We start from the raw sequence: 20,964 nt of genomic DNA, 5'->3' as shown, positions 1-20,964 counted from the left end.
ACAAAGGAGAAAACACATGACATGGCGCAGCCTGCTTATCCAAAACAGCGGCAAACTGTCGCTGCACCGCGAACAAATGCTGATTCGTCAAAACGGAGAATCTTATACCGTCCCCTTGGAAGACATCGCCGTCATCGTTGTCGAGCATCGGGAAACACTGATTACCGCTCCGCTTTTATCGGCATTGGCAGAATACGGAACCACTCTGCTGACTTGCGACGAACAATTCCTACCCTGCGGCCAATGGCTGCCTTACTCGCAATACCACCGCCAATTAAAAACCCTCAAACTGCAACTGAATATCAGCGAACCCTTAAAAAAGCAACTTTGGCAACATATCGTCCGCCGAAAAATCCTCAACCAAGCATTTGTTGCCGACGAAACAGGCAATGACATTGCGGCTAAACGGCTACGCGCATTGGCTGCCGAAGTTCGCTCCGGCGATACAGGGAACCGCGAAGCTCAAGCCGCCGCCCTCTATTTTCAAGCCGTGTTTGGAGAAAAATTTACCCGCAACGACAACAATGCCGTCAATGCCAGTCTGAATTACGCCTACGCCGTGATTCGGGCCGCCGTTGCCCGATCCCTTGCCTTATATGGTTGGTTGCCCGCACTGGGACTGTTTCATAAAAGCGAACTCAATCCCTTCAATCTTGCCGACGACTTTATCGAACCATTGCGCCCGCTTGTTGACCTGACCATACTGAATCTGAAAGAGCAAGGTCGTCTGAAAAGCGAATTAACACCGCAAACCAAACAAGCCTTGATCAGAGTCCTGCACTCCCAAGTCGGCATCGAACAGCAGACCTTCAGCACACTAGCAGCCATAGACAAAATGATTGCCTCATTCCAGCCGAGCATCGTCGCAAAAAACGCCAGGCTGCTGAAACTGCCCGAAATCCTGCCTTTGAAAGAATATCAATATGAGTGAGGCAAAGTTTATGCGGATTATCGTCTTTTTCGACCTGCCGGTTACCACCGTCTCCAAACGCAAAGCCGCCAACCAATTCCGACATTTCCTATTGAAAGACGGCTATCAAATGCTGCAACTTTCCGTGTACAGCCGGATTGTCAAAGGCAGAGATGCGTTGCAGAAACACCACAACAGACTATGCGCCAACCTGCCGCAAGAAGGCTCGATACGCTGTTTGGAAGTAACGGAAAAGCAGTTTGCCGCCATGAAACTGCTTTTAGGTGAACTCAAAACCCAAGAAAAAAAGGTCAATTCAGACCAATTATTGCTGTTCTAGTCTCCGTTTTTTAGACAAAAGAAAGCGGGGAATCCTTATAAAATAAGGATTCCCCGCTGAGATATTGTAGCACTGCGAAATGAGAAAGGGAGCTACAACCTGTCCCCCGAAGAATTTCGCCAAAACGTTATTGTAGCACTGCGAAATGAGAAAGGGAGCTACAACTCGGGCGGGGGTGGTGGTTCTGTTGGCGGTATTGTAGCACTGCGAAATGAGAAAGGGAGCTACAACTTGAAATTTATTCTATTAAAAAAATTCTGAATTGTAGCACTGCGAAATGAGAAAGGGAGCTACAACACACCCGCGAAGACATCCGCCGCGGTCTGAATTGTAGCACTGCGAAATGAGAAAGGGAGCTACAACTGACACAGCACCCTAGCCAGCTTGACGTATATTGTAGCACTGCGAAATGAGAAAGGGAGCTACAACAGAGAAAAGAGTAATGAAGAATGATACCCGATTGTAGCACTGCGAAATGAGAAAGGGAGCTACAACCCGTTTTGTCGCCGTTAAGGCGAAGTCTAAATTGTAGCACTGCGAAATGAGAAAGGGAGCTACAACGAGATAATCAGTTTGTCGCCCTGTTTCAACATTGTAGCACTGCGAAATGAGAAAGGGAGCTACAACCAGAAGCAGACGTTTCATCGCTTCAACGGCATTGTAGCACTGCGAAATGAGAAAGGGAGCTACAACACACCGAAATTTGCAGCCATTTTTTCAATCATTGTAGCACTGCGAAATGAGAAAGGGAGCTACAACTTCTGCCTGATGTGGATGTTTACCATGATTATTGTAGCACTGCGAAATGAGAAAGGGAGCTACAACTTCGAAGCCGACCATGACTTATTGCCCAAAATTGTAGCACTGCGAAATGAGAAAGGGAGCTACAACCGTTTTATGTAGCGGGCGATGGCGTTCTCGATTGTAGCACTGCGAAATGAGAAAGGGAGCTACAACTCATACAAGTCAGTATGCGTCATTCGATGCATTGTAGCACTGCAAAATAGGAAAGAATAAAATCAGAAATTGGCACCGCATATTATTTCCTGCAGGGTCGTCTGAAAGCTCGAATTTCCGTTTTCAGACGACCTCTTCAACCCTCAATAAACCTACCGACTATACGGGAATAACTCAATCGGCTACAATTCCGTTTCACAAACAAATAAACTCAAAAACTTATGAAATGTCCGTTTTGTCAGCATCCCAATACTCAAGTTACAGATTCGCGGCTCTTGGAAGAGACGAACAGTATCCGCCGCCGCCGCCGCTGTTTGGAGTGCGGACAGCGGTTCAGCACGTTTGAAACGGTTGAAATGAGGATGCCGCAGGTGATTAAATCCAACGGTACGCGCGTGGCGTTTAATCCGCACAAGCTGAAAACCAGTTTGGAACGGGCTTTGCACAAACGCCCGATCGCCCAGGAAAAAATCGATGAAACGGTCGCGCTGATTGAGCAGCGCCTGTATCAGTCGGGCAAAAAGGAAGTACCGTCGCGTATGGTGGGGGAAATGGCGATGGAAGAATTGGCCAAAACAGATCAGGTCGCCTATGTCCGCTTTGCTTCCGTGTATAAAAGTTTCAACGACGTATCCGAGTTTACCCAGGCAATCGCCACGCTGGTGCAGACCGACGGCAAATAGGTCGTCTGAAAGCAGTATATCGATAATGAAGAGGATGTATATGAAGAGGATTTTATCTGCAACCGCCGCCTTGCTCCACCTTGCCGCCTGCGGCCCCGATCAGGGTGATGCAGTGCCGAAAGCCGCATCTGATACGGTTCAAACGCTGACAAGTAAAGACGGCAAAATTTCCATTTCTGTCCACAACAGCCACTTCACCGACATCATCGCCGATTCCGCCCGCCATCCGAAAAACGTTCCCGCCTCCAGCCTGATTCTGTTCCAACACGACCCTGAAGCGCGCATTACTATTTATGCGGCGAACAACGGTCCGGCGCAAACGGATGCCAAAGCCTATTTCACCGAACTTCAAAACGTCCTGCAATCGGACGAGACTCAAAATGTCCGCGTCGGCATCGCCACCGACAACCGCATGAATTACCAAACCGACCGAGAAGACCGGCAAGGAAAGTTCAACCAATATTGCATCGCCATTCACGAAGCCAATATTTATACCGTTTGCGCGTACAGCCATCACGCGGGTCAGAAGGAATTGTCGGAAGTATTGAAAGAATTGAGCTTGTCGCGTTAATGCTTTGACGAACGGAATACGGCGAAAGAAAAGGTCGTCTGAAAACGGAAAACTTTAAGAAACCTAAGTTATGTTTGATTGTATTGATACCCAAATGATGCAAAACGCCCTTGCCCTTGCGCGGCTCGGGCGTTTTTCCACTTCCCCCAATCCCCGCGTCGGCTGCGTGATTGCACACGGCAGCCAAATCGTCGGGCAGGGGTTTCATGTCAAAGCGGGCGAACCGCATGCCGAAGTACACGCGCTGCGGCAGGCAGGCAAAATGGCACGCGGTGCGACGGCTTATGTGACACTCGAACCGTGTAGCCATTACGGCCGTACGCCGCCCTGCGCCGAAGCCCTGATCGGCTCGGGCGTGTCGCGCGTGGTTGCCGCCATGACCGATCCCAATCCTCTGGTGGCAGGCAAAGGTTTGGCAATGCTCGAAGCCGCAGGCATCCGCACCGAAAGCGGTTTGCTGGAAACCGAAGCGCGCGAACTCAACCGCGGTTTCCTCTCCCGTATCGAACGCGGCCGCCCGTTCGTCCGCATCAAATGCGCCGCCAGCCTGGACGGCAAAACCGCGCTCGCCGACGGACGCAGCTACTGGATTACCGGCGAAGCCGCAAGGGCGGACGTACAAACCTTACGCGCGGAAAGCTGCGCCGTCTTAACCGGCATCGGCACGGTGCTTGCCGACAACCCGCGCCTCAACGTCCGCACCTTCCCGACACTGCGCCAACCTGCGCGTATCGTGTTGGACAGCAAACTGCAAACGCCGTTGAACAGCCACATAATTTCAGACGACCTCAGCCCCACCGTCATCGTAACCGCCGTCGATGATGAAGAACGCCTCAAACCATACCGCGCGTTCAATCATATCCGCATCTTGAGGTCGTCTGAAAACGCCGCCGGACGTATAGACCTTGCCGCACTGCTGCCCCAATTGGCAGATCTGGGCTACGGCGAGCTTATGGTCGAAGCGGGCGCGACGCTGACTTCCGCCTTTATCAAATCAGGCTTGGCAGACGAAATCGTGCTGTACCAAGCGTCGAAAATCTTAGGCGAAGGCAAAAGCCTGCTTACTCTCCCCGCCAACCCCGCCGTTTTGGCTTCGGAAGGCGGGTGGGAAAGCCGTTCGGTAGAGCTGATCGGGCAGGACGTAAAATGGGTTTTGCGTAAAAAATAGGCTGATGATTGGGGTTTGGGGTCGTTCTCAGAATCCAAGATGGTTCCAATTTTTTTGATTATTAGAGCATGAGACAGGAGACAGTCCGAAATTTTGAAAAAGTTTTTTAAACTGTTGAATATGAGGAAATAGCAGCCGTAGTTATAGTTTAAAAATGTTAATTTCTTTAAAATTCAGTATGATATATTTTGTTCTGATATAATGCGCGGGCAAGGCGTACGGAAGCCGGCGTCTTGTCTTTTTTCAACTTTAGATACTAAGGAACTTATATGTGCGGTATCGTCGGCGCCATCCGCGCCAATCACAATGTAGTCGATTTTCTGACCGACGGTCTTAAACGCCTTGAATATCGGGGTTACGACTCGTCGGGTATCGCCGTGAATATGGACGGCAAAATCAAGCGTGTGCGCCGTGTCGGCCGCGTGCAGCTGATGGAGGATGCCGCGCGCGAAAAAGGCGTGTTCGGCCATATCGGCATCGGCCATACCCGCTGGGCGACCCACGGCGGCGTAACCGAACCCAACGCCCACCCCCACATCTCTGGCGGCATGATTGCCGTCGTCCACAACGGCATCATCGAAAACTTCGAAGCCGAACGCGAACGCCTCCAATCCTTAGGCTACACCTTCGAATCGCAAACCGACACCGAAGTCATTGCCCACAGCGTCAATCACGAATACACCCAAAACGGCGGCAAACTGTTTGAAGCCGTCCGCGCCGCCGCCGCCCGTTTCCACGGCGCGTACGCCATCGCCGTGATGGCGCAGGACAAACCTGAAGAAATGGTGGTCGCACGCATGGGCTGCCCGCTCTTGGTGGCATTGGGCGACCAAGAAACCTTCATTGCCTCCGACGTATCCGCCGTCATCGCCTTCACCCGCCGCATCGCCTATTTGGAAGACGGCGACATCGCCGTATTGAGCGCGAACGGCATCGACAAACTGATTGACAAAACCGGTGCCGAAACCCAACGCAAAGTCAAAGTATCCGAGTTGTCGCTCGCTTCGCTGGAGTTGGGCCCATACAGCCACTTCATGCAGAAAGAAATCCACGAACAGCCGCGCGCCATCGCCGATACCGCCGAAGTCTTCCTTGACGGCGGCTTCGAACCCGAAAACTTCGGCGCAAACGCACGCGAAGTGTTCGACGACATCCACAGCATCAAAATCCTTGCCTGCGGCACGTCCTACTACGCCGCGCTGACCGCCAAATACTGGCTCGAATCCATCGCCAAAATCCCGACCGACGTCGAAATCGCCAGCGAATACCGCTACCGCGACGTGATTGCCGATCCGAAACAACTGATCATCACCATCTCCCAATCCGGCGAAACCTTGGACACGATGGAGGCCCTGAAATACGCGAAATCCTTAGGGCACAAACACAGCCTGTCCATCTGCAACGTCATGGAATCCGCCCTGCCGCGCGAAAGCGAATTGGTACTGTACACCCGCGCCGGTGCAGAAATCGGCGTCGCCTCCACCAAAGCGTTCACCACACAACTGGTTGTATTGTTTGGCTTGGCGGTGACGCTGGGCAAACAGCGCGGTTTGGTTTCCGCCGAAAAAGCGCGCGAATACGTCGAAGAACTGCGCCAACTGCCCGGCAGCATCCAACACGTTCTCAACCTTGAGCCGCAAATCGCCGCGTGGGCGCAAAAATTTGCCAAGAAAAACAGCGCACTGTTTTTGGGCCGCGGCATCCACTTCCCGATTGCCCTCGAAGGCGCGTTGAAGCTGAAAGAAATCACCTACATCCACGCCGAAGCCTATCCCGCAGGCGAATTGAAACACGGCCCGCTGGCATTGGTGGACGAAAACATGCCCGTCGTCGTCATCGCGCCGAACGACGGCTTGTTGGACAAAGTCAAAGCCAATATGCAGGAAGTCGGCGCACGCGGCGGCGAACTCTTCGTCTTCGCCGATTTGGACAGCAATTTCAACGCCACCGACGGCGTGCACGTCATCCGCGCCCCGCGCCACGTCGGCGTACTCTCGCCGATCGTGCACACCATCCCCGTGCAGCTCTTGTCCTACCACGCCGCCCTCGCACGCGGCACGGACGTGGACAAACCGCGCAACCTGGCGAAATCGGTTACGGTTGAATAAAGCCCGATTTGAACGGTAAAAGGTCGTCTGAAAACTGGGAAACCAAGTTTTCAGACGACCTTTTCAATCAATCCCAAAAGGATGCTTAACAATACTTTTCTATTTGCGTATCACACCTAAGTCAGCGGTTTGCGGTATCGGATTGCGTGGGATAACCATTCTTCAATCTCTATCCACATGACTCCTCCCATTTACAGCAAACCGGGCTGACCCAATGCGGGGTCGGTTGCGCGGGCGGCTTTCGCATCTTCAACGGTCAACCCCAAGGCTTTCGCCACGCCTTCGCCGTAGGCGGGGTCGCAACTGTGGCAGTTGCGGATGTGGCGGTATTTGATGAAGTCGGGCGCGTCGTCCATGGCGGCGGCAGTGTTGTCGAACAAAGCCTGTTTCTGCGCGTCGCTCATCAGGTTAAACAAGGCGCGCGGTTGGCTGAAGTAGGCGTCATCGTCTTGGCGGTAGTCCCAGTGCGCCGCGTCGCCGTTGATTTTCAAAGGCGGTTCGGCGAAGTCGGGCTGCTCCTGCCATTGGCCGAAGCTGTTGGGTTCGTAGTGCGGCAGGCTGCCGTAGTTGCCGTCGACGCGGCCTAATCCGTCGCGCTGGTTGCTGTGGACGGGACAACGCGGGCGGTTGACGGGGATTTGGCGGAAATTCACGCCGAGGCGGTAGCGTTGCGCGTCGGCGTAATTGAACAAACGCGCTTGCAGCATTTTGTCGGGGCTGGCGCCTATGCCGGGAACCAGGTTGCTCGGTGCGAAGGCGGATTGTTCCACATCGGCAAAGAAGTTTTCGGGATTGCGGTTCAATTCGAATTCGCCCACTTCAATCAGCGGATAGTCTTTTTTCGGCCAAACTTTGGTCAAATCAAACGGATGATACGGAACTTTTTCAGCATCGGCTTCAGGCATGACTTGGATGTACATCGTCCATTTCGGAAACTCGCCGCGTTCGATGGCTTCGTACAGGTCGCGCTGGTGGCTTTCGCGGTCATCCCCGATGATTTTGGCGGCTTCTTTGTCGGTCAGGTTTTTAATGCCTTGTTGGGTGCGGAAGTGGAATTTCACCCAAAAACGCTCGCCCGCTTCGTTCCAGAAGCTGTAGGTATGCGAACCGAAGCCGTGCATATGGCGGTAGCTGGCGGGGATGCCGCGGTCGCTCATGACGATGGTAACTTGGTGCAGGGCTTCGGGCAGCAGCGTCCAGAAGTCCCAGTTGTTTTTTGCGGAGCGCATATTGGTGCGCGGGTCGCGTTTGACTGCCTTGTTCAGGTCGGGGAATTTGCGCGGGTCGCGCATGAAAAAGACGGGCGTGTTATTACCGACCATATCCCAGTTGCCTTCTTCCGTATAAAACTTCAATGCAAAGCCGCGGATGTCGCGTTCGGCATCGGCACCGCCGCGCTCTGCCGCAACGGCGGTGAAGCGGGCGAACATTTCGGTTTTTTTGCCGACTTCGCTGAAGATTTTGGCGCGGGTGTATTTCGTGATGTCGTGCGTTACGGTAAACGTGCCGAACGCGCCCGAACCTTTGGCGTGCATACGGCGTTCGGGAATGACTTCGCGCACGAAGTCGCCAAGTTTTTCATTCAGCCACAAATCCTGCGACAGCAACGGGCCGCGCGGACCTGCAGTCAGGCTGTTCTGATTGTCGGCAACGGGGGCGCCGTTGCCCATGGTCAGGTGGGTTACCGGGCATTTGGAGTCAGTCATGATGATTTCCTTTATGAAATGGTCAGTGGTTTATGAAACGATTTGCCGATTGGCAAATTCGCAGTGGGTTTGTTTATTTGCTCATATGAATAAATTCAATATATCGATATATAAATTATGTTTTATTTAGGCTATGGGCTATACTATATAGAAAGAATTGTGCTATTGGAACTATTGATTCAATTTGATATTGTTATTATTGATGAAAATTTCTTGTTCGCCACGTTTTCATTATCATGCAAGAACAACAAATAGAAAAGTAAAAAAGGTCGTCTGAAGCTTTTTTTCAGACGACCTTTTGACTGAATGGCTGTCAACTTTACCGTTTACGCCGCATCGTACAAACCGCGCACCACCCTGCCGATGGCGGCGATGCCTTTTTCCAGCGTTTGAGCGTCCTGAGCGATGCTCATGCGGATGCACTCGCGGGCGTGCGGGTAATCCTGCGTGTCGATGCCGACGAAGAAATGTTCGCCCGGAATAATCAGCGTGCCTTCGGCTTTGAGCATTTCGTACAGGGTTTGCGATGAAACGGGCAGGTTTTCAAACCAGAGCCACAGGAAAATCGCGCCTTCGGGCTTGTGGATTTTCAGCGGATACGCGCCCAGCTCGCGCTTGAGCAGCGAGACGGCGGTTTGCGCCTGATTGCGGTAAAACGGCCGGATGACGTCGTCTGAAAGCTGTTTCAAACGGCCGTCCTGCAGCAGCGGTGTTGCGATGGCTGCGCCGAAGCGGGTGGGTGACAGGTTCACAATCGCGTTCAGGCTGCTGACGGCTTTGACGACTTCGGGCGCGGCAACGATGATGCCGGTGCGCACGCCCGGCAGGCCGACTTTGGAAAGGCTGAAGCAAAGGATGATGTTTTCGTGCCAGTTCAGCGTCACGTCGCTGTAAATGATGTTGGGGAACGGCATTCCGTAGGCGTTGTCGATAATCAGCGGAATGCCGTGTTCTTGCGCCAAAGCGTCCAGCCGCGCCATTTCGCCGTCGGTCAGCACGTTGCCGGTCGGATTGGTCGGGCGCGAACAGCAAATCGCGCCGATTTTTCCCGCTTTGAGTTCGGGCAGGCTTTCCAGCGCGTCAAAGTCCACGCGGTATTTGAAGAAGCCTGCTTCGCCTTCGTGTTCGACAGCTTCGATTTTCGGTTTGACGGAAACGAAGTGCTGCCCTTCGACATGCACGTCGGCATAGCCGATGTATTCGGGCGCGAGCGGCAGCAGGATGGCTTTCTCTACGGAAAGGTCGTCTGAAACCTTGAATTTGCCGCCGAAAAGGTTGAAAAGATAGAAAAACGCGTTCTGTGAACCGTTAGTCAGCGCGATATTGTCGGCGGTCAAGTTCCAGCCGTATTCGCGGTTGAGGAAGGCGGTCAACGCGTCAATCAGCGCGGCATCGCCTTGGGGATTGGAGTAATTGCCGATGTTCTCGACGGCGTGTTCCGCCGCCAGTTTGGAAAATACGTCGGCGAACACGGCGTTGACTTCGGCAATCCGCGCCGGATTGCCGCCGCCGAGCATGTTGACGGGCCTGTCGCTTTTGAGCGCGTCGCCGAGGTCGTCCATAAGTTGCAGGATGCCGCTGTGTTGCGTGAATTTTTCGCCGAATGCCGAGAACTGCATGATGACTCCGTGTAAATATGATTGGCGGGGATTATATCAGCTTGATATGGCGAGGGGTCTCCTGCCAGCCTGAAAACGGGTTTCAGACGACCTTTGATATTTAGGAAGATGTTCCGCCCGTCCATTCGGGTACGGCGCCGGTGTCGAAACCTAAAAGTGAAAGCGCGTGGGCGGTGCTGTGGGTGATGATGTCGTCTATGGTTTGCGGCTGCTGGTAGAGGGCGGGGGTAGGCGGGAAGACGATGCCGCCCATTTCGGTAACGCGGCGCATATTGTCCAGATGGGCAAGGTTGAGCGGGGCTTCGCGCACCATCAGCACAAGGCGGCGGCGCTCTTTCAGGACTACGTCCGCCGCGCGTGTCAGCAGGTTGTCGCCGAAGCCGTTTGCGACTGCGGCCAGCGTGCGCATCGAACAAGGGGCAATCAGCATCCCGTCGGTTTTGAACGAACCGCTGGCGATGGCGGAGCCTATATGGTTTATCGGATGGACGACATCGGCAAGGCGGTAGAGTTCGTCTTTTTCATATGGTGTTTCCAGCGCGCGCGTCATTTCCGCGCCTTTAGATACCACCAGATGCGTTTCGACATCGTGTGCGCGCAAAAGTGCCAAGGCCTTGATGCCGTATTGGAAACCGCTGGCTCCGCTGATGCCGATAATCAAACGTCGGGTCATGAAAGTCTTTCGTAAAAGCGTATTTTGGCAACATTATAAAGCAGGTCGTCTTAACAGGCAGGTTTCATATTTTGAAAAGCAGCTGTTTGACTGAAGGCAAGGGTAGGGGAGGTGGTTCGGCAGAAGCAGCCGAAATATGTTATAAATAAGCCCTTCTACCGACCTCAAATTGGAGCATACGACATGGAATTGGTATTTATCCGCCACGGACAAAGCGAATGGAACGCAAAAAACCTGTTTACGGGCTGGCGCGACGTGAAACTGAGCGAGCAGGGGCTTGCCGAAGCTGCCGCCGCCGGTAAAAAACTGAAGGAAAAAGGCTACGAGTTCGACATCGCCTTTACTTCCGTCCTGACCCGCGCGATTAAAACCTGCAACATCGTTTTGGAAGAATCCGACCAACTGTTCGTGCCGCAAATCAAAAGCTGGAGGCTGAACGAACGCCACTACGGTCAACTGCAAGGTTTGGACAAGAAACAAACCGCCGAAAAATACGGCGACGAGCAAGTCCACATCTGGCGCCGCAGCTACGATACCCTGCCGCCGCTGCTCGACCCGAAAGACCCGTTCTCCGCACACAACGACCGCCGCTATGCCAACCTGCCCGCCGATGTCGTACCCGACGGTGAAAATTTGAAAGTTACCTTGGAGCGTGTATTGCCGTTTTGGGAAGACCAAATCGCCCCTGCATTGCTCAGCGGCAAACGCGTCTTGGTCGCCGCACACGGCAACTCCCTGCGCGCCTTGGCAAAACACATCGAAGGCATTTCCGACGAAGACATCATGGGCTTGGAAATCCCGACCGGTCAGCCGCTGGTGTACAAATTGGACGACAATTTGAAAGTGGTTGAAAAATTCTATCTGTAAGCTTTGCGGATAATAAAAAGGTCGTCTGAAACCCTGATTTGTGGTTTCAGACGACCTTTTTTTAATCAAATCAAATTACTTCGCAGCCTTAAACGCGTCGGTAACCTGTTTGGAAGCGTTCAGCAATTCTTGCGCGCCGCCCGCCGCCAAGTAGGTTTCGGGAACGAGGTAAACCACTTGTCCTTTTTTCCATGCGGTTGTTTCGGCGACCAGCGGATTGTTCAACACGTCTTTCGCCGCCTGTCCTTCTTCGCCGATGGCAGCGCCCCTGTCAAGGACAAACAGCCAGTCGGGATTTTTCTCTTTCAAGTATTCGAAGCTGACGGGCTGACCGTGGCTGCCTTCTTTGATGGCTTCGTCAACGGCCGGAACGCCGATGTCTTTGTGCAGCCAGCCGCCCAGTCGTGAAGACGGTCCGAAGGCGGACATTTTCCCGCCGTTGACCAAAATCACCAAACCTTTGCCTTTACCTTGCGCGGCAGTTTTCGCAGCGTCGAAAGATGCGTCGATTTCGGCTTTCAGCTTATCGGCTTCCGCCTGTTTGCCGAAGATTTGCGCCAGCGCGTCGATACGCTCTTTGGCACTGTCTTTGAGGTTGGCGGTATCGGCGGTCATCTCGATGGTCGGCGCAATGGCGTTCAACTTGTCAAACGCTTTGGCTGCGCGGCTGCCGATGATGATGAGCTGCGGCTTGTAGGCGTTGAGTGCTTCGTAATCCGGCTCGAACAGCGTACCGGCAGGTTTTGTTGTTTTGAAATATTCGTCCAAATAAGGCAGTCGGTTTTTATCGACGGACAAACCGGTTTTCACGCCCAATTTGCTTAAAGTATCGAGCATACCCAAGTCATAAACGGCGATACGTTCAGGATTTTGCGGCACTTTCGCGTCGCCGCGCGTCGTTTTGACGGTCAAATCTGCGCCTTCGGTTTGGGCTGCGGAAGCGGTTTGGGCGTTTTGGTTTGAAGCGGAATCTTTCGGCGAACACGCGCCCAAAGCAAAGGCGCAGCATACGGCTAAAGCAGTTAAACGTAACATGGGATAATTTCTCCGTTGTCGGGTTCGGGGCAGATAATATGGACGGGTCGTCTGAAAATCCGCAAAGCGGATGCTCGCATCAAATACCTGTTCCAATCCTGCCGTTGTCAAAAAAGTTTGGAAAATGCCAGATTGAGAAATCTGATTGACAGGCAGGTCGTCTGAAAACCGAAGCTGATTCAGACGACCTGCCCGTATTTTACCCGCTCTTTTTAGAAGCGGTAGTTCACGCCCAAGCGTACATCACGTCCGGTACCTGGTAGGGTATTGGTCCAGCGTTGACTGTGCGGATAGTAGAACTTGTTGAACACGTTGTTAACTGAAAGATTGATATTGAGCGTGTCTTTGCCCAATGGTTTCCAGTTGGCGAAGACATCGTTCACACCGAAACCTTGGCGTACAACGTTTTCCAGTTTGCCGTCGCGACCTTTTTGACCTGCCACCAATATCGAACCCACGGCTTTTTGAACATAGCGTCCGCGCCAGCCGATTTCCAGATTCGGATTTTGGAAGCGGTAGGCAAGGGAAGCCGTCCAAGTGCGGCCGGTTTGTGCGCCAAACTCGGGGTTCGCGCTTAACAATTTATCTTTGTGTGTATCGTAAAAACGCGGTTTGCTGTGGCTTACGCCGACTTTGGCAGTCAAGCCGCCGGTGCGGTAGGACGCGCCCAATTCGTAACCGTGGTTTTTGATGTAGCCGGCATTGACGGCTTCACGGATGGCGACAGAGTCGTGGCGGTTTTGCGGATTAGCAAGCGCGTCTTTGATGGTCTGCCAGAAGTAGCTGCCGTTTGCGGCAAACGTGCCGTCGTTGTAGTTGAAACCGATTTCGGTATTGCGCGCGCGTTCGGCTTTGGTGCCGTCGGCAATCGAGATGATGCCGCGCTTGCCGTGGGTTTGCAGCGCGTCATACAGGCGCGGGCTGCGGCTGGCGTAGTTGTGGCTTGCGCTGAAGCTCCAGTGTTCGTGCGGCTGCCAAATCACGCCGAAACTCGGGTTAAGGCTGCTGCTTGAAACGGTTTTGCCGTCATGGGTTTTCACCTTGAAGCGGTCGTAACGCAGTCCGCCGGTCAGGGTAAAGCCGTTAATTTCGTGAATGGCTTCGATATACGCGCCGGTATCGGTTTTGGTCGGGTTGGACAGTTTGTAGGAATGGACAAGATCCATAACTTTCTTGTCTTCCGCTTTTTCTTCATCGGTCTTATCTATTTCTTTTTTAGGATCTTTTGGGTCTGGTTTCTTACCGGAGATCTTAAATTCGTTGTTCAAAAACGCTTGCGGCTCGATTTCCTGATGGCGGTAGTTGATACCGTATTTCAACAGGGTTTGTTCGGCAAGGCGGCTGTCGAAGTTGAAGTTCGCACCACGAGTGGCGATTCGGGTATGGTTAGGGCCGACCACATTGCCTGCGTAACCGCTGCCGCTGTCATCGGCGGAATAGCGTTCGTTTTCCAACACATAGGCGTTGGCGTTCAGTTTTTCGACAAAGCCCAGGTTTTTACCCGTGTACTCCAAGTTGGTGTTGGATTGGGTAGTTTCACGGTATGAGGGTTTCTGCCTGTCTTTTGCAGGGTCGGACTCGAAGATTGTAAACTCTTCACGCACAGTACGGATGCCCCGGTGCTGGTCTTTCATGTGGCTCAACACGATGCGGTGGTCGCCGTCGCCGAAGGTTGTTCCGATTTTGGCCAGGTAGCTGCGTTTGTCCAGTGCGCTGTAAGGTACGGTTTTGCCGCCGTCGGGACTTTTGTAGCCTTTACCTGCTTCGTAATCTTTTTCATCGTTGCGGTTGTAAGAGAACAAACCGTCGAAGTTGCCCTCTTTTCCGAATACGCTTGCGCCGTAGTTTACGCCGTCATTAGAGGCATAGCCGCTGCTGAGGCGCACGCCCCAGTTTTTATCCAAGCCTTTGAGCAGGTCTTGGGCATCGACGGTTTTGGCGATGATCGCGCCGTTGGTTGCGCCGATACCGGCAGAGGCGGAACCCGCGCCTTTTTGTACGGAAACGACTTTAACCAAAGCGGGATCGATAATAAATCTGCCTTGGTGGTAAAGGATTTGGCTGTCGGAATAGGCGTTGTCCACCTTGATGTCGACAGAGTTCTGACCCATGCCGCGCAAGGTCATGTGTTGGGATGTGCCGTTACCGCCGCCGAAATCGATGGCAGGTTCTTCTTTTAACAATTCGCGCAAATCGGTTGATGTGCTTTCGTCTTTTTGACGAAGGGTGACGATATTAGTTTTGATTTTGCTGCCTTGGCGGTCACCTTTTACGGTAACCGTATCAAGGGTAACGCTTTCTTTCGCTTCGTTTTCCGCGTGGGCAAAACCGGCGGCGAGTGCCATTGAAAGCAGGCTGAAGCGGAACAGGGGTGAAGTCATGGAAATTTCCTTCTGTTGGATAAGTTTCAGTTAATCGATAAATTATTTATTAATAATAATTTTTATTTATTTTAAAGGTAGGATATTATTTTGTAAAGGTGTGCATAGATTTGTGCCGATAGTGTCTGGTTTTTTGTTGATTGAAGTATGTGAAGCCCGCCGTCTGTAAAAGGTCGTCTGAAAATGTCTGTCTGCTTGATCAGCATTGAAAGTAGGGTGGTGATGGTGCGCAACTTGTCATGTCTGTTTTCAGACGACCCCGCATAGAAAATTTTTACTTCTTCCCTTGAATTTATCGGGACAAACCCTAATTTGCCGCTGTGTTAAGGTAAGTTTGTTGACAAACTTGCCGCCTTCTTTTTCAAACCGCATCTGCCGGATAAAGGCAGATGATTGTTTTCAAACTATTTATCGGAGCATAAAACATGACCATCCGTCCTTTACACGACCGCGTCGTCGTCAAACGCTTGGAAGCTGAAGAAAAAACCGCATCAGGCATCGTCTTGCCGGGCGCAGCCGCTGAAAAACCCGATATGGGCGAAGTGATCGCCGTAGGTGCGGGTAAAATCGGCAAAGACGGCGAACGCCGTCCGCTGGATGTCAAAGTCGGCGACAAAATCATTTTCGGCAAATACAGCGGCCAAACCGTAAAAGCCGACGGCGAAGAGCTGTTGGTGATGCGCGAAGAAGATATTTTCGGTATTGTCGAATAAACATTCCGTGTATTCAGAACAACAGGTCGTCTGAAAAGGCGTACAAGGTTTTCAGACGACCTCAAACAACATTAAACAATTTTGGAGAATCAAAACATGGCAGCAAAAGACGTACAGTTCGGTAACGAAGTCCGCCAAAAAATGGTCAGCGGCGTGAACACTCTGGCAAACGCCGTCCGCGTAACTTTGGGCCCTAAAGGTCGCAACGTAGTGGTTGACCGCGCATTCGGCGGTCCGCACATCACTAAAGACGGCGTTACCGTCGCTAAAGAAATCGAACTGAAAGACAAATTCGAAAACATGGGCGCGCAAATGGTAAAAGAAGTAGCGTCCAAAACCAACGACGTAGCGGGCGACGGTACGACTACCGCCACCGTACTGGCTCAAGCCATCGTTGCCGAAGGCATGAAATACGTGACCGCCGGCATGAACCCGACCGACCTGAAACGCGGTATCGACAAAGCCGTTGCCGCTTTGGTTGAAGAGCTGAAAAACATCGCCAAACCTTGCGACACTTCCAAAGAAATCGCCCAAGTCGGCTCGATTTCCGCCAACTCCGACGAACAAGTCGGCGCGATTATTGCCGAAGCGATGGAAAAAGTCGGCAAAGAAGGCGTGATTACCGTTGAAGACGGCAAATCTTTGGAAAACGAATTGGATGTCGTCGAAGGTATGCAGTTCGACCGCGGCTACCTGTCCCCTTACTTCATCAACGACGCGGAAAAACAAATCGCTGCGCTGGACAATCCTTTTGTATTGTTGTTCGACAAAAAAATCAGCAACATCCGCGACCTGCTGCCTGTTTTGGAACAAGTGGCAAAAGCCAGCCGTCCGCTCTTGATCATCGCTGAAGACGTAGAAGGCGAAGCCTTAGCGACTTTGGTGGTGAACAACATCCGCGGCATCCTGAAAACCGTTGCCGTGAAAGCCCCGGGCTTCGGCGACCGCCGCAAAGCCATGTTGCAAGACATCGCCATCCTGACCGGCGGTACCGTGATTGCCGAAGAAGTCGGCCTGTCTTTGGAAAAAGCCACTCTGGAAGACTTGGGTCAAGCCAAACGCATCGAAATCGGTAAAGAAAACACCACCATCATCGACGGCTTCGGCGACGCAGCCCAAATCGAAGCGCGTGTTGCCGAAATCCGCCAACAAATCGAAACCGCAACCAGCGATTACGACAAAGAAAAACTGCAAGAGCGCGTTGCCAAACTGGCAGGCGGCGTGGCAGTAATCAAAGTCGGTGCCGCTACCGAAGTCGAAATGAAAGAGAAAAAAGACCGCGTGGAAGACGCGCTGCACGCTACCCGCGCAGCCGTTGAAGAAGGTGTGGTTGCCGGCGGCGGCGTAGCCCTGTTGCGCGCCCGTGCCGCTTTGGAAAACCTGCACACCGGCAATGCCGACCAAGACGCAGGCGTACAAATCGTATTGCGCGCCGTTGAGTCTCCGCTGCGCCAAATCATTGCCAATGCAGGCGGCGAGCCTAGCGTAGTGGTGAACAAAGTGCTGGAAGGCAAAGGCAACTACGGTTACAACGCAGGTTCCGGCGAATACGGCGACATGATTGAAATGGGCGTACTCGACCCCGCCAAAGTAACCCGTTCCGCGCTGCAACACGCCGCGTCTATCGCCGGCCTGATGCTGACGACCGACTGCATGATTGCCGAAATCCCTGAAGAAAAACCGGCTATGCCTGACATGGGCGGCATGGGTGGTATGGGCGGCATGATGTAAGGTTGCCCAAACCTGAGCGCAAACAAAAACCTGCACGGACAACCGTGCAGGTTTTTTTTATTTGAGGGAAGGTCGTCTGAAAACTGATTTTCAGACGACCTTTTATCATGATGGCGATGCTGTTGCTTTCCTATTTTTTGCGGCAAACGGTCCTTTTCCTTCGATAAGGGGTTGTTGCGTTTCAATCCGTTTTTCGCATTCCGCCATCAATTCTGCTTCCGTCCCTCTGCTGTGGGGGATGACGGGGTTGATGACGACGGTGATGGTGCCGGGGTGTTTGAGGAAGGCGTTTTTCGGCCAAAATTCGCCGCTGTTGAGGGAGACGGGGACGATGTCCATTTCAAACATTTTCGCCATGCGCGCGCCGCCGAGTTTGTAGCGGCCTTTTTCGCCGGGCGGCAGGCGTGTGCCTTCGGGGAAGATAGTAATCCAGTAGCCTTCGTTTTTACGCGCCATGCCTTGTTCCATCAGCTGTTTGTTGGCTTCGCGGCTGTTGCTGCGGTCTATGCCTATGGTTTTGACGAGTTTCAGTCCCCAGCCGAAAAAGGGGATTTTGAACAATTCGCGTTTGGCGACGTAAACCTGCGGCGGGAAGATTTCTTGCAGGGCGAGGGTTTCCCAGCCGCTTTGGTGTTTGGCGCAGATGATGGAGGGGCGGTCGGGGATGTTTTCGGCACCGATGAGGCGGTATTTGAGTCCGATGATGTGTTTGAGCGACCAGTTGAGGATGCGTACCCAAATTTGCGCCATTTTGTGCGCACCGCCTTGGACGGGCAGGGCGAGGAGCATGAAGGGGAAAAGTAAAATCAGGCTGGTGCTGAGGATGAACCAGTAGGTCAGATTGCGGATGAGGAGCATGTTTTTACCTGTCGGATGGGTCGTCTGAAATCTTGTTTGTGCTTGAAACGGGGCGAAACAGGGTTTCAGACGACCTCGTGTATTTACGGGTTTGCCTGTCCGTCTGAACGGTCTTGCGCGGCTTCGTGCATGATGTATTGGGAGAAGGCGAGCAGGCTGTCGAAGATTTGGGTGTTTTCGGGTAATTCTTTTTCCTGTTGCGACAGGGTTTTCTTGCCTTTGCCGGTCATGACGAGCGCGGTTTTTCCTCCAGCCTCGTGCATGGCTTGGAGGTCGCGCAGGCTGTCGCCGACCAGCCAGGTTTCGGCGGGGTCGGCTTTGAAGCGTTCGAGGATGTCGAAAATCATGCCGGGCTTTGGTTTGCGGCAGTCGCAGTTGTCGGCGGCGGTGTGCGGGCAAAACCAGATGCCGTCGATTTCGCCGCCCGCCTGACGGACGAGGCGGTGCATTTTGGCGTGCATTTCGGTCAGGTCTTGAACGGTAAAGTATTTGCGTCCGATTCCGGATTGGTTGGTGGCGACGGCTATCCTGTAACCTGCCTGCGTCAGGAAGGCGATGGCGTCCATGCTGCCTTCGATGGGTATCCATTCGTCTACGGATTTGACGAAGTCGTCGCGGTCTTGGTTGACGACACCGTCGCGGTCGAGGATGATGAGTTTCACGGTTGCTCTCCGACAGGGGATGCCAAATTGTTTTTCCATTGATCAAACGCTGACTGGAAGACGGGTTTGAGACGGTGGTAGGTTTCGGGGGTGTTGGGGACGTGGTAGAAGCCGCCGAGCGACGGGGTGTCGAGGGTGCGGACGTAGTCTTCTAGAAATGCGCCGTAGCCGTCTTCTTCATCGTCGTAATAGTAGGAGGTGAATTGCTGCCCTTGTTCGGTGAAGTCGTCGGGCGTGAGCGCGCCGTCCATGTGTTTGAGCAGGAAGCGGCGGCCGCTGGTTCTGCCTTTGAGCATATTGGCGAAATCTTCCGCGCTTTCGGGGGCGGTTTGCCAAACGGGATTCGCCAGCCCTGTCTGCGCCGCCCATATCCAGTACATGCCGATATGCGTGGCGGCGTTTTCGGACGGCAGACCTTCGGGATATTCTTCGTCTAGGTGGAAGCGGATGTTGTCGTACATGGACGGTCATGTGCTGTGATTCGGAGGGTGTTTATTGTAACGGAAAACGGGAGAGGTCGTCTGAAATCTGTCGGGACGTTTTTCAGACGACCTCTTTGTTAATAGGGGGAGTATGCTGCGGCCTGGTATGAAAACATGATATACTTCTTTTTATTTCAACCGCCTAGGATATGTCAGGGCGGTTTGTTTCGTTTGAACATTCTGAAAGTCCCTTATGTCCGAATCCACCCCCGCCCCGCTGGGCGAAAAGCAAATGGCGGTTTTGATGGCGATGTTGGTTGCCCTGATGCCGTTTTCGGTCGATGCCTACCTGCCCGCCATACCGGAAATGGCGCAGTCGCTGAGCGCGGATATACACCGCATTGAGCAGAGTTTGGTTTTGTTTATGTTCGGCGTGGCGTTCGGGCAGATTGCCGGCGGTGCGGTTTCGGACATCAAGGGGCGCAAACCGGTGGCTTTGGTCGGTTTGAGCATTTATTTTGCGGCCGTTGCCGCTCTGACGATGGTGCAGTCGGTGGACGGGCTGTTGAACCTGCGCGCGGTACAGGCGTTCGGCGCGGGGATGACGGTGGTCATCGTCGGAGCGATGGTGCGCGATTATTATTCGGGCAGGCAGGCGGCGCAAATGTTTGCCTTAATCGGCATTATCCTGATGGTCGTGCCGCTGATTGCGCCTATGTTCGGCTCTCTGTTGCAGGAATTGGGTGGCTGGCGTTTTATTTTCGGTTTTTTGGCGGCGTATTCGTTTGTTTTGTTCATCTTGGTGTTTGCTTTCCTGCCGCGTCCGAAGCAGACGGGCAAAATCGGGATGGATATTTTCGGACTGGTAGCTGGACGGTTCGCCAGAGTGCTGAAAACGCGGGCGGCGATGGGCTATCTGTTTTTTCAGGCATTCAGCTTCGCGTCGATGTTTGCGTTTCTGACGGAATCATCTTTTGTTTACCAAAAGCTGTACCATGTTACGCCACGCGAATACGCTTGGGTGTTTGCGCTGAACATCCTCACGATGGCTTCGTTTAACCGCATCACGGCATGGCGGCTGAAAACGGGGGCGCACCCGCAAAGTATTTTGAAATGGGGCATTATCGTGCAGTTTGCGGCGAACCTGACGATGGTGCTGCTGGTCCTATTGCTGGGACTGCCGCCGATGTGGGCTTTGGTGCCATGCGTGATGTTTTCGGTAGGTACGCAAGGCTTGGTCGGCGCGAACACGCAGGCTTGCTTTATGACTTATTTCAAACAGGAAAGCGGCAGCGCGAATGCGGTGTTGGGCGTGTTCCAATCCATCATCGGCGCAAGCGTGGGGCTGTTGGCGACTCGGCTGCACAATGGTTCCGCGTTGGTGATGGCGGGCATGATGCTGGCTTCAACAGTGTGCGGGATTGTGTTGCTCTGGCTCTGCTCTCATCAGGCTTGGAAAGAAAACGATAAAAGCGAATATGTGTGAATCGTGAACGGCAAAAGGTCGTCTGAAAACTTTTCAGACGACCTTTTGCCTGCGATAGACATTTAATGGCCTAA

Annotated in this window: 18 protein-coding genes and 1 CRISPR repeat array; of the genes, 10 read left to right on the top strand and 8 right to left on the bottom strand. The window is 53.1% G+C overall.

Annotation, left to right across the window (positions count from 1 at the left end):
- Positions 1 to 16: 16 nt before the first annotated feature.
- From cas1 to glmS, 6 genes are all read left to right on the top strand, one after another.
- A complete protein-coding gene (gene cas1 / locus RSJ68_07875; protein ID WNU96374.1) occupies positions 17 to 931 on the top strand; it encodes a type II CRISPR-associated endonuclease Cas1 in 915 nt (304 codons plus the stop codon).
- A complete protein-coding gene (gene cas2 / locus RSJ68_07870; GenBank protein ID WNU96373.1) occupies positions 924 to 1,250 on the top strand; it encodes a CRISPR-associated endonuclease Cas2 in 327 nt (108 codons plus the stop codon). Before cas1 ends, cas2 begins: the two co-directional genes overlap by 8 nt.
- Before the next feature lie 63 nt (positions 1,251 to 1,313).
- Positions 1,314 to 2,273: a CRISPR direct-repeat array (repeat unit 36 nt; unit sequence ATTGTAGCACTGCGAAATGAGAAAGGGAGCTACAAC).
- A gap of 155 nt (positions 2,274 to 2,428) precedes the next feature.
- Positions 2,429 to 2,890, top strand: a complete 462-nt coding sequence (nrdR, locus tag RSJ68_07865; GenBank protein WNU96372.1) for a transcriptional regulator NrdR — start codon at positions 2,429 to 2,431, stop codon at positions 2,888 to 2,890.
- A 40-nt stretch (positions 2,891 to 2,930) separates the two neighbouring features.
- The gene (locus tag RSJ68_07860) at positions 2,931 to 3,461 is read left to right on the top strand and encodes a hypothetical protein (protein WNU96371.1); all 531 of its coding nucleotides are present in this window, start codon (positions 2,931 to 2,933) and stop codon (positions 3,459 to 3,461) included.
- A gap of 70 nt (positions 3,462 to 3,531) precedes the next feature.
- Entirely contained in the window at positions 3,532 to 4,629 is a 1,098-nt protein-coding gene (gene ribD / locus RSJ68_07855) for a bifunctional diaminohydroxyphosphoribosylaminopyrimidine deaminase/5-amino-6-(5-phosphoribosylamino)uracil reductase RibD (GenBank protein ID WNU96370.1), read from the top strand.
- 269 nt (positions 4,630 to 4,898) lie between these two features.
- Positions 4,899 to 6,737: a glutamine--fructose-6-phosphate transaminase (isomerizing) gene (glmS, locus tag RSJ68_07850; GenBank protein ID WNU96369.1), complete on the top strand. Its 1,839-nt coding sequence runs from the start codon at positions 4,899 to 4,901 to the stop codon at positions 6,735 to 6,737.
- 191 nt (positions 6,738 to 6,928) lie between these two features.
- On the opposite strand, the gene katA is transcribed toward glmS, so the two are convergent.
- The 3 genes from katA to RSJ68_07835 all read right to left on the bottom strand — a co-directional run bounded on the left by katA (position 6,929) and on the right by RSJ68_07835 (position 10,735).
- A complete protein-coding gene (gene katA / locus RSJ68_07845; protein ID WNU96368.1) occupies positions 6,929 to 8,443 on the bottom strand; it encodes a catalase KatA in 1,515 nt (504 codons plus the stop codon).
- 326 nt (positions 8,444 to 8,769) lie between these two features.
- The gene (locus tag RSJ68_07840; GenBank protein ID WNU96367.1) at positions 8,770 to 10,062 is read right to left on the bottom strand and encodes a valine--pyruvate transaminase; all 1,293 of its coding nucleotides are present in this window, start codon (positions 10,060 to 10,062) and stop codon (positions 8,770 to 8,772) included.
- 100 nt (positions 10,063 to 10,162) lie between these two features.
- Positions 10,163 to 10,735, bottom strand: a complete 573-nt coding sequence (locus tag RSJ68_07835; protein WNU96366.1) for a UbiX family flavin prenyltransferase — start codon at positions 10,733 to 10,735, stop codon at positions 10,163 to 10,165.
- Positions 10,736 to 10,918: 183 nt separating this feature from the next.
- Between RSJ68_07835 and RSJ68_07830 the strand changes: the two genes are divergently transcribed.
- Positions 10,919 to 11,602 (top strand): 2,3-diphosphoglycerate-dependent phosphoglycerate mutase, encoded by a 684-nt coding sequence (locus RSJ68_07830; protein ID WNU96365.1) that lies wholly within the window; start codon positions 10,919 to 10,921, stop codon positions 11,600 to 11,602.
- Between the two features lie 75 nt (positions 11,603 to 11,677).
- On the opposite strand, the gene RSJ68_07825 is transcribed toward RSJ68_07830, so the two are convergent.
- Both RSJ68_07825 and fetA read right to left on the bottom strand, forming a co-directional pair.
- Positions 11,678 to 12,637 (bottom strand): siderophore ABC transporter substrate-binding protein, encoded by a 960-nt coding sequence (locus RSJ68_07825; protein WNU96364.1) that lies wholly within the window; start codon positions 12,635 to 12,637, stop codon positions 11,678 to 11,680.
- Between the two features lie 212 nt (positions 12,638 to 12,849).
- Complete coding sequence (gene fetA, locus RSJ68_07820; GenBank protein WNU96363.1) at positions 12,850 to 15,018, bottom strand: TonB-dependent siderophore receptor FetA/FrpB; 2,169 nt, start codon at positions 15,016 to 15,018, stop codon at positions 12,850 to 12,852.
- A gap of 425 nt (positions 15,019 to 15,443) precedes the next feature.
- Here fetA and groES point away from each other — a divergent pair, with 425 nt between their 5' ends.
- Positions 15,444 to 15,731 carry a co-chaperone GroES gene (gene groES, locus RSJ68_07815; GenBank protein ID WNU96362.1) on the top strand — a complete coding sequence of 96 codons (288 nt, stop codon included), beginning with the start codon at positions 15,444 to 15,446 and terminating at the stop codon, positions 15,729 to 15,731.
- Between the two features lie 96 nt (positions 15,732 to 15,827).
- Positions 15,828 to 17,462, top strand: coding sequence for a chaperonin GroEL (gene groL, locus RSJ68_07810; protein WNU96361.1), 1,635 nt, complete (start codon positions 15,828 to 15,830; stop codon positions 17,460 to 17,462).
- Between the two features lie 105 nt (positions 17,463 to 17,567).
- Here the strand turns inward: groL and RSJ68_07805 are convergent, their stop codons facing one another.
- From RSJ68_07805 to RSJ68_07795, 3 genes are all read right to left on the bottom strand, one after another.
- Complete coding sequence (locus RSJ68_07805) at positions 17,568 to 18,320, bottom strand: lysophospholipid acyltransferase family protein (GenBank protein WNU96360.1); 753 nt, start codon at positions 18,318 to 18,320, stop codon at positions 17,568 to 17,570.
- Positions 18,321 to 18,403: 83 nt separating this feature from the next.
- Positions 18,404 to 18,982: a D-glycero-beta-D-manno-heptose 1,7-bisphosphate 7-phosphatase gene (gene gmhB / locus RSJ68_07800; GenBank protein ID WNU96359.1), complete on the bottom strand. Its 579-nt coding sequence runs from the start codon at positions 18,980 to 18,982 to the stop codon at positions 18,404 to 18,406.
- On the bottom strand, positions 18,979 to 19,443 hold the full coding sequence (locus RSJ68_07795) for a cell surface protein (protein WNU96358.1): 465 nt from the start codon (positions 19,441 to 19,443) through the stop codon (positions 18,979 to 18,981). Before RSJ68_07795 ends, gmhB begins: the two co-directional genes overlap by 4 nt.
- A 214-nt stretch (positions 19,444 to 19,657) precedes the next feature.
- On the opposite strand from RSJ68_07795, the gene RSJ68_07790 reads away from it, so the two are divergent.
- Entirely contained in the window at positions 19,658 to 20,890 is a 1,233-nt protein-coding gene (locus tag RSJ68_07790; GenBank protein ID WNU96357.1) for a multidrug effflux MFS transporter, read from the top strand.
- Positions 20,891 to 20,964: the final 74 nt, after the last annotated feature.

The organism is Neisseria sp. DTU_2020_1000833_1_SI_GRL_NUU_006 (assembly GCA_032388755.1).
GTDB lineage: Bacteria > Pseudomonadota > Gammaproteobacteria > Burkholderiales > Neisseriaceae > Neisseria > Neisseria sicca_C.
This window is presented reverse-complemented; position numbering and strand designations above follow the sequence as displayed.

What these genes read in the sequence shown, in the direction of transcription:
- ribD (WNU96370.1), top strand. Translation starts at nt 3,532, where the DNA reads ATGTTTGATTGTATTGATACCCAAATGATGCAAAACGCCCTTGCCCTT.
- RSJ68_07825 (WNU96364.1), bottom strand. Translation starts at nt 12,637, where the DNA reads ATGTTACGTTTAACTGCTTTAGCCGTATGCTGCGCCTTTGCTTTGGGC.
- groES (WNU96362.1), top strand. Translation starts at nt 15,444, where the DNA reads ATGACCATCCGTCCTTTACACGACCGCGTCGTCGTCAAACGCTTGGAA.
- RSJ68_07840 (WNU96367.1), bottom strand. Translation starts at nt 10,062, where the DNA reads ATGCAGTTCTCGGCATTCGGCGAAAAATTCACGCAACACAGCGGCATC.
- RSJ68_07795 (WNU96358.1), bottom strand. Translation starts at nt 19,443, where the DNA reads ATGTACGACAACATCCGCTTCCACCTAGACGAAGAATATCCCGAAGGT.
- cas1 (WNU96374.1), top strand. Translation starts at nt 17, where the DNA reads ATGACATGGCGCAGCCTGCTTATCCAAAACAGCGGCAAACTGTCGCTG.
- RSJ68_07860 (WNU96371.1), top strand. Translation starts at nt 2,931, where the DNA reads ATGAAGAGGATTTTATCTGCAACCGCCGCCTTGCTCCACCTTGCCGCC.
- katA (WNU96368.1), bottom strand. Translation starts at nt 8,443, where the DNA reads ATGACTGACTCCAAATGCCCGGTAACCCACCTGACCATGGGCAACGGC.
- nrdR (WNU96372.1), top strand. Translation starts at nt 2,429, where the DNA reads ATGAAATGTCCGTTTTGTCAGCATCCCAATACTCAAGTTACAGATTCG.
- groL (WNU96361.1), top strand. Translation starts at nt 15,828, where the DNA reads ATGGCAGCAAAAGACGTACAGTTCGGTAACGAAGTCCGCCAAAAAATG.
- cas2 (WNU96373.1), top strand. Translation starts at nt 924, where the DNA reads ATGAGTGAGGCAAAGTTTATGCGGATTATCGTCTTTTTCGACCTGCCG.
- RSJ68_07835 (WNU96366.1), bottom strand. Translation starts at nt 10,735, where the DNA reads ATGACCCGACGTTTGATTATCGGCATCAGCGGAGCCAGCGGTTTCCAA.
- RSJ68_07805 (WNU96360.1), bottom strand. Translation starts at nt 18,320, where the DNA reads ATGCTCCTCATCCGCAATCTGACCTACTGGTTCATCCTCAGCACCAGC.
- RSJ68_07830 (WNU96365.1), top strand. Translation starts at nt 10,919, where the DNA reads ATGGAATTGGTATTTATCCGCCACGGACAAAGCGAATGGAACGCAAAA.
- glmS (WNU96369.1), top strand. Translation starts at nt 4,899, where the DNA reads ATGTGCGGTATCGTCGGCGCCATCCGCGCCAATCACAATGTAGTCGAT.
- RSJ68_07790 (WNU96357.1), top strand. Translation starts at nt 19,658, where the DNA reads ATGTCCGAATCCACCCCCGCCCCGCTGGGCGAAAAGCAAATGGCGGTT.
- fetA (WNU96363.1), bottom strand. Translation starts at nt 15,018, where the DNA reads ATGACTTCACCCCTGTTCCGCTTCAGCCTGCTTTCAATGGCACTCGCC.